13 protein-coding genes and 1 tRNA gene are annotated in these 13,038 nt (G+C 68.2%); 7 read left to right on the top strand and 7 right to left on the bottom strand.

Annotation, left to right across the window (positions count from 1 at the left end):
- Nucleotides 1-37: 37 nt before the first annotated feature.
- Nucleotides 38-122 (top strand) — tRNA-Leu (locus DYE23_RS20130).
- A gap of 56 nt (nt 123-178) precedes the next feature.
- Here DYE23_RS20130 and DYE23_RS20125 read toward each other — a convergent pair.
- Both DYE23_RS20125 and DYE23_RS20120 read right to left on the bottom strand, forming a co-directional pair.
- Entirely contained in the window at nt 179-796 is a 618-nt protein-coding gene (locus DYE23_RS20125) for a hypothetical protein (protein ID WP_011893245.1), read from the bottom strand.
- Nucleotides 797-1,115: 319 nt separating this feature from the next.
- Nucleotides 1,116-1,373 carry a hypothetical protein gene (locus DYE23_RS20120; protein WP_011893246.1) on the bottom strand — a complete coding sequence of 86 codons (258 nt, stop codon included), beginning with the start codon at nt 1,371-1,373 and terminating at the stop codon, nt 1,116-1,118.
- A gap of 169 nt (nt 1,374-1,542) precedes the next feature.
- Between DYE23_RS20120 and DYE23_RS20115 the strand changes: the two genes are divergently transcribed.
- Nucleotides 1,543-2,400, top strand: coding sequence for an alpha/beta fold hydrolase (locus DYE23_RS20115; protein WP_115327990.1), 858 nt, complete (start codon nt 1,543-1,545; stop codon nt 2,398-2,400).
- Between the two features lie 6 nt (nt 2,401-2,406).
- Here DYE23_RS20115 and DYE23_RS20110 read toward each other — a convergent pair whose 3' ends face one another.
- Entirely contained in the window at nt 2,407-2,679 is a 273-nt protein-coding gene (locus DYE23_RS20110; protein ID WP_011893248.1) for a WhiB family transcriptional regulator, read from the bottom strand.
- Between the two features lie 108 nt (nt 2,680-2,787).
- Between DYE23_RS20110 and DYE23_RS20105 the strand changes: the two genes are divergently transcribed.
- Nucleotides 2,788-3,405 carry a TetR/AcrR family transcriptional regulator gene (locus tag DYE23_RS20105; RefSeq protein ID WP_013471199.1) on the top strand — a complete coding sequence of 206 codons (618 nt, stop codon included), beginning with the start codon at nt 2,788-2,790 and terminating at the stop codon, nt 3,403-3,405.
- Between the two features lie 20 nt (nt 3,406-3,425).
- On the opposite strand, the gene DYE23_RS20100 is transcribed toward DYE23_RS20105, so the two are convergent.
- On the bottom strand, nt 3,426-4,280 hold the full coding sequence (locus tag DYE23_RS20100) for an AraC family transcriptional regulator (RefSeq protein WP_041787784.1): 855 nt from the start codon (nt 4,278-4,280) through the stop codon (nt 3,426-3,428).
- A gap of 24 nt (nt 4,281-4,304) precedes the next feature.
- Here DYE23_RS20100 and DYE23_RS20095 point away from each other — a divergent pair, with 24 nt between their 5' ends.
- Complete coding sequence (locus DYE23_RS20095; protein ID WP_011893251.1) at nt 4,305-5,567, top strand: amidohydrolase family protein; 1,263 nt, start codon at nt 4,305-4,307, stop codon at nt 5,565-5,567.
- Nucleotides 5,568-5,594: 27 nt separating this feature from the next.
- On the opposite strand, the gene DYE23_RS20090 is transcribed toward DYE23_RS20095, so the two are convergent.
- From DYE23_RS20090 to DYE23_RS20080, 3 genes are read right to left on the bottom strand one after another with little or no spacing between them, the layout of a single operon-like run.
- Nucleotides 5,595-7,409, bottom strand: coding sequence for a sulfatase-like hydrolase/transferase (locus DYE23_RS20090; RefSeq protein WP_011893252.1), 1,815 nt, complete (start codon nt 7,407-7,409; stop codon nt 5,595-5,597).
- Entirely contained in the window at nt 7,406-7,846 is a 441-nt protein-coding gene (locus DYE23_RS20085) for an SRPBCC family protein (protein ID WP_011893253.1), read from the bottom strand. The genes DYE23_RS20090 and DYE23_RS20085 overlap by 4 nt, the downstream gene beginning before the upstream one ends.
- A 37-nt stretch (nt 7,847-7,883) precedes the next feature.
- Nucleotides 7,884-8,459 carry a TetR/AcrR family transcriptional regulator gene (locus DYE23_RS20080; RefSeq protein ID WP_011893254.1) on the bottom strand — a complete coding sequence of 192 codons (576 nt, stop codon included), beginning with the start codon at nt 8,457-8,459 and terminating at the stop codon, nt 7,884-7,886.
- Nucleotides 8,460-8,561: 102 nt separating this feature from the next.
- Between DYE23_RS20080 and DYE23_RS20075 the strand changes: the two genes are divergently transcribed.
- From DYE23_RS20075 to DYE23_RS20065, 3 genes are read left to right on the top strand one after another with little or no spacing between them, the layout of a single operon-like run.
- Nucleotides 8,562-9,578: an NAD-dependent epimerase/dehydratase family protein gene (locus DYE23_RS20075; protein WP_115327989.1), complete on the top strand. Its 1,017-nt coding sequence runs from the start codon at nt 8,562-8,564 to the stop codon at nt 9,576-9,578.
- A complete protein-coding gene (locus tag DYE23_RS20070) occupies nt 9,575-11,812 on the top strand; it encodes an acyl-CoA dehydrogenase family protein (protein ID WP_115327988.1) in 2,238 nt (745 codons plus the stop codon). Before DYE23_RS20075 ends, DYE23_RS20070 begins: the two co-directional genes overlap by 4 nt.
- A 12-nt stretch (nt 11,813-11,824) precedes the next feature.
- Entirely contained in the window at nt 11,825-13,033 is a 1,209-nt protein-coding gene (locus tag DYE23_RS20065; protein WP_011893257.1) for a thiolase family protein, read from the top strand.
- Nucleotides 13,034-13,038: the final 5 nt, after the last annotated feature.

Genomic DNA, 13,038 nt, shown 5'->3' with positions numbered 1-13,038 from the left:
GCTCTGACACGGCGAGATTGGTACGATCGCACCCACTGCGGGCGTGGCGAAATTGGCGATACGCGCGGGCTTTAGGTGCCCGTGTTCGAGAGAACGTGTGGGTTCGAGTCCCACCGCCCGCACTCTCGCGTCATCGGGCGCACGCGCAAAGCTGTTCTAGCGCAGTATCTTTCGTCGTTCACACCGTGAAGCCGGCGCTCGGGAACGCGGTCAGCATCGTCGCGGCGAGGTATCGGGCCGCGCTGCCCGCCACCAGAGGTTCGCGAGCCACGAGAGGATTGTTCGCCACGAAGCGGCGGATGTGGTCGATGACATCGGCGACCTGTTGCCCCGCGGACGGATTGATCGGTGAGCTGAATCGCTTGAGCGGACTGCCGAAGCGGCGGTCTCCGCGCTCGGCGGTCACCTCGCCCCACAATGTCCTGTCGAACGTCACCAGATCGCACCGCGTCTGTCGCGCGACTCCCTCCATCGACGCGCCGTCGGCGACCACGGCGATCAACTCGCCCCGGCCGAAGGAGGTGACCTGATCGCCGATGCGCAGATCGAGGGATCCGGCGCGGATGCGGCACAGCAGGACGCACTGCGGTGCGTCCAACTCGTAGTGGATGTCGGCGGTGATCTCTGCATCGTCGAGTGTCATCGGCCCGACGCGGGTGCGCCAGATTCGGATCCAGCGGTGCGCGTTGGTGTGGGTGCAGGGGGAGATGCGCATCCGGCTGTAGGTCGCCGCGAGGATGCCCGAGGCCTCGTCGAGATCCGAGGTGTTGACCACATATCTGCCGGATACATCCATGCGCTTCTCTTCCGATCTGCTGCAGCGGCCCACACCGGACAGAGGAGATGCCGGCGTAGCGTGTGCTGCCCCGTTGCGCGGCTCCGAGGAGCCGCCACAGTATTGACGACGGCGTCATACTACGCACATCTAAATACTTTTCGGGCGTCAACCCGCAGGCAGTCGAAATCGGCTGCTCTACGTTCGCAGAGGGAGTTTCTGCAAGTGACTGACCGCACTCAATTTGTGGAGCTGACCAGTCAGAACAACGGCCTCAGACGGGTGTCAGCAAGCAGGCGGTGCTTGGCTGGCCGTCACCGCGTCTGCAGGTGCGTCCGCGTCAGGCGGCGACCTCGGCGGCTACCGGCGCCGGCGACTCGCTCGCCTGGGTCTTGAAGCACAGAATGCTGGACGTGAAGCTCACCACCGCGATTGCTCCCGCGAACCCCGCGATCAGGGTCTCGGACATGCCCCAGCTGGCCAGCGCGAACGCCAGCGAGATGATCGCGGTGATGATCAGGAAGAGCCCGGTGGTCGCGACGGTTTCGTTGAACGGGTCATCGGAACTGGCGGTGGCGGCTTCGGCCCTCTCGGCCATGGGTTTTCCTCCTGAGCAAGCGACTGGCTGCCGGGGTAATTACCCGTCGGTAAATCTGTGAAACCTCTTATCTGTGGGATGGGACTCCGCCCGTTGAAGATGTGCGGGTCACCATGGCGTATTTCGGCGTGAGACGGGGGAACCCGCAGAACCGACCGATCTTCGGTATCTGGATCTGCACGGCGACCGTTGCGCCTACCGGGACGAGGGGGACGGTGAGGAGACGCTGCTCCTCCTCCACGGCATGGCGGGCAGTTCGGAGACGTGGCGTGCCGTGATTCCGCACCTGGCGAAGCGGTACCGGGTCATCGCGCCCGACCTGCTCGGGCACGGCAGCTCGGCCAAGCCCCGGGGCGACTACTCCCTCGGTGCATTCGCCGCGTGGTTGCGCGACCTGCTCGACGAACTCGGCATCCGCAGCGTCACGGTCGTCGGCCAGTCGCTGGGTGGTGGGGTGGCGATGCAGTTCGTCTATCAGCACCCCGACTACTGCCGCCGGCTGGTCCTTATCAGCAGTGGGGGTCTCGGGCAGGACGTCGGCTGGACTCTGCGACTGCTCTCGGCTCCCGGCTCCGAGCTGCTCCTGCCCTTGATCGCTCCGTCGCCGGTGGTCCGGGCAGGGGACAGGGTGCGCGCGTGGTTCTCCGCCAGGAACATCCAGTCACCGCGCGGCGCCGAGATGTGGAGTGCGTACGCGTCTCTCTCGGACGCTCACACCCGTCACGCATTTCTGCGCACGCTGCGGGCGGTCGTCGACTACCGCGGCCAGGCCGTGAGTGCGCTGAACAAGCTGCACCTGACGACCGAACTCCCACTGATGGTCATCTGGGGCGATCAGGACCGGATCATCCCCGTCGACCACGGTTTCGCGCTGGATCAGCATCGGCCGGGATGCCGTCTGGAGATCCTCGACGGGGTCGGACACTTCCCGCACGTCGAGAAACCCGACGCCGTTGTCGACCTTCTCGACGATTTCATCGCGACCACACACGCGTCGGTGCGGCCCGCCGATGTGCCCGAGCGGTGAGCGAAGTCACCGCCTTCTGACCGAGAACCCGTTCCGTTCTGCCAGAGATCGCAGCTGTTTGAGCGCGAACTGACGGTTGCGGCCACCTTCGGGCAGGACGATTCCCGCCCACAGTCCGACGGCACCGGGCGTCACACACGCCTCCTTCGCGCACTGCCAGCGGCGCGGGCAGGCGCGGCAGAGCGCCTTGGCGCCATCGTCTGCCGTGGTGGTCCACCGGTCCGGGTCGCGCGTGCAGGGCGCGGCCCACGGGTCCTCGTCGATTGATAGCGGATACATAGACACCCCCCTGGTTCATGCTGACGCGACGGTACGTCCGTATCGTAGGGACAATACGTTTGTATTGTCGAACCGGGTTTGGTGACAAAGTTGTCTACGGTGGCTGATGTGAAGTCTGTGTCAGGCCGGATCGGGTCCGAGGGGCCACGCAACATCGAGAGGATCCGTGCGGCCGCATTGCACAGCTTCGGCGAGCACGGCGCCGCCGCGACGACGCTGCGGGGAGTCGCAGCGGCGGCCGGGGTCTCCCTGGGTCTGGTGCAGCACCACTTCGCCACGAAGGCCGGTCTGATCGAGGCGGTCGACGACTACGTCATGAAGCTCGTCGTCACCACGATGTCGCGACCGCTGCCGGAACCGCCCGTCGATTCGGTCGCCGAGATCGGGAACCGGATCACGAGGATGTTCGCCGAGGAACCCGACGTCGTCGCCTACCTGGGGCGCGCGCTGGCCGACGGCAGCCCGATCGGCACGAGGATCTTCGACACGCTCCTTGCCAGCGGTATCGCCCGCTGGCAACAGCGGATCGACCGGGGGGAGGTCCGACCGGACATCGACATCACCTGGGCTGCGATCAACGGCCTGGTTCTCGCGCTCGGCGCGATCAGCCTGCGCCACCACCTCGACCGTCACCTGTCCGAACCGTTCACGACCCCCCGTCAGCTCGATCGCTGGCAGCGTGCCGTGGACACGCTGTTGCGGGAGGGTCTGTTCCGCCGCGAGTGACCCGCGAGTGACCGTGCTCGTCAGTCCGAATCGGCGACCCGCTTGCGATAGGCCGAGGGCGTCTCGCCGCAGAACTGGGCGAACGCGCGGGTGAACGAACTGACGCTGTCGAAGCCGACCGCGGTGGCGGTTTCCTGCACCGACTGGGCCGGTGCTGCCAGCAGGGCCATGGCGCGCAGCATCCGGGCGTGCAGAAGATATGTGCGCCAAGGCAATCCGAGGGTGTCGGCGAACAGGCGGCGAAGCGTGCGCTCCGACACCGACACCGCCCGGCTGACCTCTTCGGCGGTCGCCGTGTCCAGGTGCCGTTTGGTGTAGTCCAGCGCCGCGGCGACGATGGGGTGGTCTGAGGTGGGAAGGCTCAGAGGCGCCTCGTGGTCGAGGGCCTCGCACACCAGGGCCGCCATGGTCCTGAAGAAGCCGTCGGCGACTGTGTCATCACTGGCGGCGTCGGCCGGTCCTCGATCGATGGGCCAGCGCAGGGCGTAGATCATCATCTCGCGGATCAGCGGCGACACCGCCAGGATGCGGGCGCGGTCACCGCCGTCGGCGATCAGCGCGGGGTCGAACATCACCGCCACCGTCTTGACGTCCGGGTTCATCACGGCCTGGTGTTCCAGACCCGCCGGGATCCACGCCGCCTGCTGGGGCGGGAGCAGGTAGTGCGCCGAGTCGGTCTCGACCTCGACGACCCCGTGCAGCGCGTATTCGATCTGGTGCACGTCATGGGAGTGCCAGCCGGTGATCAGCTCGTCACCCTCGTAGAGGTAGCTGCCACCGAGCGCGCGGCCGCCGCGGCGGAGGTCGATCACCCGACGCGGAGACAGATTGGCCGTTTCGGACAAGACTCTGTCCGAAGACGCAGAGACGGTCACGTCTGCAGACGGTACTACTGAACTATGCGTGAAGACGATCTGATCCTGGTGAGCATCGACGACCACGTGGTCGAACCGCCCGACATGTTCCTGCGCCATGTCCCCGAGAAGTACAAAGAGGAGGCGCCCATCGTCGTCACCGACGAGAAGGGCGTCGACCAGTGGATGTACCAGGGCCGCCCGCAGGGTGTCAGCGGCCTGAACGCGGTCGTCTCCTGGCCCGCCGAGGAATGGGGACGCGATCCGGCGGGCTTCGCCGAGATGCGCCCCGGGGTCTACGACGTCCACGAGCGGGTCCGCGACATGAACCGCAACGGGATCCTCGCCTCGATGTGCTTCCCGACCTTCACCGGGTTTTCCGCCCGTCACCTCAACATGACCCGCGAAGACGTCACCCTGGTCATGGTGTCGGCCTACAACGACTGGCACATCGACGAGTGGGCGGGCTCCTACCCTGACCGCTTCATCCCGATCGCGATCCTGCCGACCTGGACGCCCGAGGGGATGTGCAACGAGATCCGCCGGGTGGCGGCCAAGGGCTGCCGGGCGGTCACCATGCCCGAGCTGCCGCACCTGGAAGGTCTGCCGAGCTACCACGACGAGGACTACTGGGGTCCGGTCTTCCGCACCCTGTCCGAGGAGAACGTGGTGATGTGCCTGCACATCGGCACCGGCTTCGGCGCGATCAGCATGGCGCCCAACGCACCGATCGACAACCTCATCATCCTGGCCACCCAGGTCTCGGCGATGTGCGCACAGGACCTGCTGTGGGGCCCGGCGATGCGCAACTACCCCGATCTGAAGTTCGCGTTCTCCGAGGGCGGGATCGGGTGGATCCCGTTCTATCTCGACCGCAGCGACCGGCACTACACCAACCAGAAGTGGCTGCGCCGCGACTTCGGGGACAAGCTGCCGTCGGACGTCTTCCGAGAGCACTCGCTGGCCTGCTACGTCACCGACAAGACGTCGCTGAAGCTGCGCCACGAGATCGGCATCGACATCATCGCGTGGGAGTGCGACTACCCGCATTCGGACTGCTTCTGGCCGGACGCGCCCGAGCAGGTGCTCGCCGAACTGAACGCGGCCGGTGCGTCCGATTCCGACATCAACAAGATCACCTGGCAGAACTCCTGCCGTTTCTTCGGCTGGGACCCGTTCAAGCTGACCCCCCGCGACCAAGCCACGGCCGGCGCTCTGCGCGCCAAGGCCGCCGACGTCGACACTTCGATCCGTCCGCGGGCGGAGTGGGCCCGGCTCTACCACGAGAAGCAGCTCACCAAGGCGTGACCTCGGGCCCGGGGACCGTGCGCTGCGTCAGCCCAGCAGCCGGCGCAGCGCCCGCCCCGGGGTCCACCGCCGCGCCGGCGGGGGTTGCCGCCGGGCATACGGCCAGGGTTGGTTGCGTTCGGGAATCGATTGTGCGCGAGCGTGTTTGAGTTGCGTCCGTAGGTACGCGCGGAGTGCGTGCAGCGCGGGGTCGGGCCACCGATTGGTCTGCTCGATCGGATCGTCGGTCAGGTCGTAGAGTTCCCACTGGTCGTCGAGCGGCTCGCTGCGATAGGTGGGGCCGCCGACGCCGTCGGCCGCCAGCTGACGGACCCCCGGCTCGGTCCAGGTGCCGGGGTCGTCGAACGACCGGACCAGCTTCCACAGGTGGCCGCCGCCGCCCGCCGCGGACGTCTCGGGGACCCGCAGCACCAGGCCCTCGAAATTCGCCGCGGTATGTGCGGGTACCCGGATCCGCAGCGGCGCAGGGACTCTCGAGGTCAGGCGAAGGGCCCGGGCAAGGCCGGAGGCCCCGGTGTCGCCTTCGAGGACGTTGTCCCGGGTCATCAGGTACACCGGGCGGTCCTCGTCCGCGGGCGCACCGTCGACAACCGGCATCAGGTCACGGCCCGGAAGCGGATGGACCTCGGTGAACGATTCCCCCAGCGTGGCGGCGACGGACTCGGCGTCGATCCCGGCCGCGGCCAACAGGGTCGGCACCAGATCGACGTGCGACGTCGGTGCCGTCACCGTGCGGGCCGTGGTGGCGTCGGGTCCGGTCCGGGCGATGACGAACGGCACCCGGGTGGCCTCGTCGTAGAGGTTGAACCACTTCTGGTGCAGTCCGCCGTGGGCGCCCAGCAGGTCGCCGTGGTCGGCCGTGCGGACCAGGACCGTCGGATGCGCTCCGGCGCCGTCGGTCACGGCGCGCCGCACGCGATCGATCGGTTCGTCCACTTCGGCGTGCAGGCGGTAGTACAGATCGCGGTAGCGCTGGGCGTTGCGGCGGTAGGTGCGTTCGATGCTGCCGGCGGGCCCGTATCCGGAGTAGTAGGCCTCGCGGAACGCGATCTGTGCGGCGGGTTTCGTCGAGAGGTCCTCGTCCGCGGTGGGCGCGGGCGGGACGGACGGCGGGTCGAGCGGCGAGGGGGACAACGGATTTCGGCGTGCCCACGCCGGGAACAGCACGATGTCGTGGGGATTGACGAAGCTGGCGACCAGCAGGAACGGACGTAGCGCAGCAGAATCTCCGGCGGCGCGGGCCGCGTAACGGGCAGTCAGCCAGGCGACCACGCGGTCGGCGATGAGCGGATCGCGCCGGATTCCGGCGTTGGCCAGGCCGGCGCCGTGCGGTTCCGGCCCGACCCAGCCCGAGAAGCCGTACGGCGCCAGCGGGTCGGCGTCCAGATAGCGTTTTACGGCACCGGGATCGACGACACCGTCGGAGTCGTTGGTCGCCAGTGGTCGACCGGTGGACGGGTCGGTCAGGTCGGCGTGGGAGATGTGCCACTTGCCGTCGTAGTGCGTGTCATAGCCGGCGGCACGGAACCAGTTGCCCAAGGTCGGGACCTCGCCGCGGCGCAGCCACCGCAGCCGCGAATCGTCGTGGGACTTGCCGATGCCGTCGGTCTGCGTGACCCCGTGCAGGTCCGGGTAGTGGCCGGTGAAGATGGTCGGACGGCTGGGGACGCACGCGAGTGATCCTGTGTAGTGGCGCGTGAAGCTCACGCCGTGCTCCTCGAACCACCTTCTGCCGGTCAGGGTTTCGTCACGCCAGGTACGTACCCGATCCGATTCGTACGGCGGGATCGCACGCTCCTCGTCGGTCATCACGATCACGACGTCTGGCCTCTGCGCTGTCATGGATTCTCCCTCAGTGTGCGATCGAGCGCGTCGAGAAGGTACTTCGACCGGTGCGCGACGAGGTGTGCGAAGACGCGCTCGGCGCCGGTGGGCAGACAACGTGCGGTCACGGTGGCCGCGCTGGTCAACGTCACGGCGGTGTGACCGTCGCGGTGGACCCCGATGTCCCAGCGGTTCGATGCGGTGAACTCGCTCGGGACACCGCTGATGTCGTAGGCGAGCAGCCGCGGTGGGTCGAACGCGGTGATGCTCTCGACGAAGGTGTCGCGGCCCGATTGCACGCGCCGGCTCAGTCCGATCCCGGGTTCGCGGCTGTTCAGCAGGCAGCAGTGGTCGACCCTGTCGGCCCATGCGTGGAGGCCGCCGAAATCGGCGAGCACCGTCCAGATCGCGATGGGGTCGCCGGCGACTTGTCGGGAGTGACTGACGGCGGCCATTCCCACATCCAACCCCGACACGACGGGCAATGCCAGGTCACCGCGCCGAAATGCCGGCCAGAACCGCGCGGGAAATCGATTCGGCCCGGCGCGACTCGAAGGCGCGGCCCTCATTGAGAATGGCGTACACGATGCCGCCGACGATTGCGTCGGCTCCGTCCTGGACGGCGCGGTCGGTGAAACCGGACGCCGCCAAACGGTTTCGGACGGTGTCGTGCAACGGCACGCTGAAACCGGCCTGCAGGCGCGCCGCGGTGTCGGGGTGCTCCATGCCCGCAGCGGTGAGGATGCGCAGCATCGCGTTGCCGCGCGCGGTGGTCAGGGCCTTGGCCAGACCGGTGGCCCACGCGCAGACGTCGGCGGCGACGTCATCGGTGTGGTCGATCGGTCGGAGGATCCTGTCCGCGTCTTCGAGGATCACGTCGGCCACCAACGCGTGGCGGCTGGGCCACCAGCGGTAGATCGTCTGCTTGCCCACGCCGGCGCGGGCGGCGACCGCCTCGATGGTGAGTTTGTCGAAGCCCCGCTCCAGCAGAAGCCCTCGGGTGGCGTCGACGATGGCCACCCGCGACTTCTCGCTGCGGCGTCGAGGGGTACTGATCTCGGCGGTCATCGGGGGCCGCCGGTCGGCTTTACACGATGGGGCATCGCCCGTAGTGTGCCACAAGGCGAGACGCTGCGTCTCGTTTGACATGAGGCGGAGGCGTAAAGGCCAATGGCGGGAACGAAGCTGGTGATCGGTGCCAGCGGTTTCCTCGGCTCCCACGTCACCAGGCAACTGGTCGCCGACGGCGACGCGGACGTGCGGGTGCTGATCCGGCGGACCAGTTCGACCCGCGGGATCGACGGTCTGCCCGTCGAGGTCCGCTACGGCGACATCTTCGACGCCGACGCACTGCGCACCGCGATGTCGGGATGCGATGTCGTCTACTACTGCGTGGTCGACGCGAGGCCCTGGTTGCGCGATCCGCGGCCGATGTGGCGGACGAACGTCGACGGTCTGCGCACAGTGCTCGACATCGCCGCCGACGCCGGTCTCACCCGGTTCGTCTTCACCAGTTCCATCGGGACCATCGGGTTGCGGGCCGGTGGGCCGGCCGATGAGCGCACCGAACACAACTGGCTCGACCGCGGCGGGGAGTACATCCGGTCCAGGGTCGTGGCCGAGGAGATGGTGCTGCGCGACAGCGCCCGGAACAGGCTCCCGGGCGTGGCGATGTGCGTGGCCAACACCTACGGACCCGGCGACTTCCAGCCGACACCACACGGGGCGATGCTGGCCGCCGCGGTGCGCGGCAAGCTGCCGTTCTACATCCGGGGCTACGAGGCCGAGGCGGTCGGCATCGAGGATGCCGCCCGAGCGATGATCCTTGCCGGCGAACGCGGCCGGATCGGCGAGCGGTACATCGTGTCGGACCGGTTCATCAGCACCCGGGAGATCCATGAGATCGGTTGCGCGGCAGTGGGCATGAGGCCACCGAGGTTCGGCGTGCCTATTCGGGCGATGGCGGCCGCCGCCCATCTGGGCGCGGCTGTCGCACGGGTGCGGAACACGGACACCATGCTCACCCCGCTGAACATCCGCCTGATGCACATCATGACGCCGCTGGACCATTCCAAGGCCGTTCGCGAGCTCGGTTGGAACCCGCGACCGCTCGCGGACTCGATCGTCTCGGCCGCGCACTTCTTCACCGACCGGAGACGATCCGCCGCCCCCGAGGGAACCCGATGACGATTGGTCTGACACCCGAACAGCACCAGCTGTCCGACGCCGTGGCACAGTTCGCGGCGCGGCACGCACCGATCGACAAGACCAGGGCGTCCTTCGAGGCGCTGGCTGCCGGCGAGCTGCCGAACTGGTGGGATGAGTTCGTGGCGAACGGGTTTCACGCCGTGCATCTGCCGGAGGAGTTCGGCGGACAGGGCGGCGCCCTGACCGACACCGCCTGCGTGCTGGAGGCGGCCGCGCTCGCCCTGCTGCCGGGTCCGGTGCTGCAGACGGTGACCGCGGGTGCGGTCGCCGGTCTGGCGCAGCCGCACGGGCCGGCCCCCGAGGTGCTGCGCCGACTGGCCACGGGCTCACCCGCGGCCGTGATCCCGCCGGTGGACCCGGCGTGGTCGGCCGACGGGTTTCGCGCGACGCCGACAGCCGACGGATGGACCGTCGAGGGCAGCGCGCCGGCCACGCCCGGGGTGTGCGCGGCGCAGATCATCGTCGCCGCCGCCCGCTCCGGCGAGCGCACCGTGTGGTTCGTGATCGACCCGACCCGCCCGCAGTGTTCGGTGGACGCGCGCACCGGGACCGACAGGACCGTCGACGTCGGGGTGGTGCGCCTCGACGGGTACCTGTGCACGCGCGATTCGGTGTTCGACGGCATCGACGACCAGCATGCGCAGAGCGTCGCGCTGGCTCTGGTGGCGTGCACCGCCGCCGGGACCATCGGCTGGTGCGTCCGGGCCGTCACCGCACACCTGCGCACCCGCGAACAGTTCGGCAAGCCGATCGGCACCTTCCAGGCGTTGCAACACCAGGCCGCCATGTTGCTGGTCAACAGTGAACTCGCGGTGTCCGCGGCCTGGGACGCGGTGCGGGCACTGGGCGAAGATCCCGCGCAGTACAGGATCGCGGGTTGGGGCGCGGCGCTGATGGCCATCGCGCCCGCGCCGGATCTGGTCCTGGACACCCTGACGATGTTCGGTGCGATCGGCTACACCTGGGAACACGACCTGCACCTGTACTGGCGCAAGGCCACCAGCGTCGCCGCCTCGGCGGGTCCCGCCGGACAGTTCGCCGAATCGATGGGCGCGCTGACCCGCACCGCCACCCGGGACGTCTCGGTGAAACTGGGTGACCTCGACGCGGATTTCCGGCGCACCGTGGCAGGGGTGCTCGACGAGGCGCTGGGTCTTCGCAACGACACCCCCGGCAGGCAGGGGGATTACCCGAATCTGGCGACCGGTCCGCAGCGCACGCTGCTCGCCGACGCCGGCCTGATCGCCCCGCACTGGCCGCGGCCGTGGGGCGTCGAGGCCACGCAGCTGCAACTGCTCATCATCGACGAGGAGTTCGCGAAGCGCCCGGAGCTGGTGCGGCCGTCGCTGGGGATCTCGGAGTGGATCCTGCCCACGCTGATCAGCTCGGCGCCCCGCGAGATCCAGCAACGCTTCATCCCGGCGACCCAGCGCGGCGAACTCGGCTGGTGCCAGCTGTTCAGCGAGCCCGGCGCCGGTTCGGATCTCGCGGCACTGACCACGCGCGCCACCCGGGTCGAGGGCGGCTGGCGGATCAACGGGCACAAGATCTGGACCTCCTCGGCGCACACCGCCGACTTCGGTGCCCTGCTGGCGCGCACCGACCCCGATGCGGCCAAACACCGGGGCATCGGTTACTTCATCGTCGATATGCGATCGGAAGGCATTGAGCTGCAGCCGATCCGGCAGGCGACCGGCGAGGCGCACTTCAACGAGGTGTTCCTGTCGGATGTCTTCGTCCCCGACGAGTTGCTGCTCGGCGGGCCCACCGACGGGTGGAACCTGGCGATCGCGACGATGGCGCAGGAGCGCGTCGCGATCAGCGGGTACGTCAACTTCGACAGGGCCGGCATTCTGCGCCGGCTGGCGGGCGAGCAGCGGCCCGACCACAGCCGTCTGCTCGCGGCGCTCGGGGAGGCCGATGCCTACGCCAACGCCATCAAGGTGCTCGCGGTACGCGAGGTCATGCGTCTTCTCGACGGTCAGGCCGCCGGGCCGGCGTCGAGCATCGCCAAGGTGGCGATGAACGTGATGCTGCGGCGCACGTTCAAGGCGACGTTGGACTTCACGGCACCGGCGGCCCTGGTCGAGGATTCCGATCCGGCCGTCGTCGAGCCGTACTTCCATCTGCCGGCCGAGCTGATCGGCGGCGGCACCAAGGAGATTCAGCTCAACATCATCGCGCAGATGATCCTCGGGCTGCCCCGCAAGTGACAGGAGACATGTATGGGTTTGCGTGGTGAGGCCGCGATCGTCGGCTATGTGGAACTGCCACCGGAGCGGCTGAACAAGGCCACCCCCGCGCCGTTCACGCTGGAACAGTGGGCCGAACTCGCCGCGGCCGCTCTCGAGGACGCCGGCCTGTCCGGCGAGGCGCCGGACGGCATAGTCACCACGCACCTGAACGAGTCGGAGATCTTCGTGCCCTCCACGGTGGCCGAATATCTCGGTGTGCGAGCCGGTTTCGCCGAGATCGTCGACCTGGGTGGCGCCAGCGCGGTCGGCATGGTCTGGCGGGCGGCGGCGGCCATCGAACTCGGGATCTGCGACGTGGTGGTGTGTGCCATCCCGGCGCGCTACATCACCCCGGTGTCGGAGAAGAAGCCCAAACCCCTCATCGACGCGGTGTTCTTCGGTGCGTCCAGCAACCAATACGGTTCTCCCCAGGCCGAATTCGAGATCCCGTACGGCAATCTCGGACAGAACGGGCCGTACGGTCAGGTCGCGCAGCGGTACGCATCGGTGTACGGCTATGACGAACGGGCGATGGCCAAGATCGTCGTGGATCAGCGCGTGAACGCCAATCACACCGAGGGCGCGATCTGGAAGGACAAGCCGCTGACGATCGAGGAGGTGCTGGCCAGCCCGGTGATCGCCGATCCGTTGCACATGCTGGAGATCGTGATGCCGTGTGTGGGCGGTGCCGCGGTGGTGGTCGCGAGTGCCGAGGCGGCGGCCCGCGCGAAGAACCGGCCGGTGTGGATCAAGGGATTCGGCGAGCAGGTGCCCTTCAAGACGCCGACGTACGCCGAGGACCTGCTGCAGACGCCGATCGTCCGTGCGGCCGACACCGCGTTCGCGATGTCGGGCCTGACCCGCGAGCAGATGGACATGGTGTCGATCTACGACTGCTACACCATCACGGTGCTGCTCAGCCTGGAGGATGCCGGCTTCTGCGACAAGGGCAAGGGGATGGAGTTCGTGTCCTCCCACGACCTGACGTTCCGCGGCGATTTCCCGCTCAACACCGCCGGCGGTCAGCTCGGCTTCGGTCAGGCCGGCAATGCCGGCGGCATGCACCACGTCTGCGACGCGACCCGCCAGATCATGGGCCGCGCCGGAGACGCGCAGGTCGAGCGTTGTGACCGGGCGTTCGTCTCGGGCAACGGCGGGATCCTGTCCGAACAGACAACGCTTGTGCTGGAAGGGGACTGACCATG

Source organism: Mycolicibacterium gilvum, assembly GCF_900454025.1.
Lineage (GTDB): Bacteria > Actinomycetota > Actinomycetes > Mycobacteriales > Mycobacteriaceae > Mycobacterium > Mycobacterium gilvum.
Note: the sequence above shows the minus strand (reverse complement) of the source record. Positions and strands in the feature narration are given on the sequence as shown.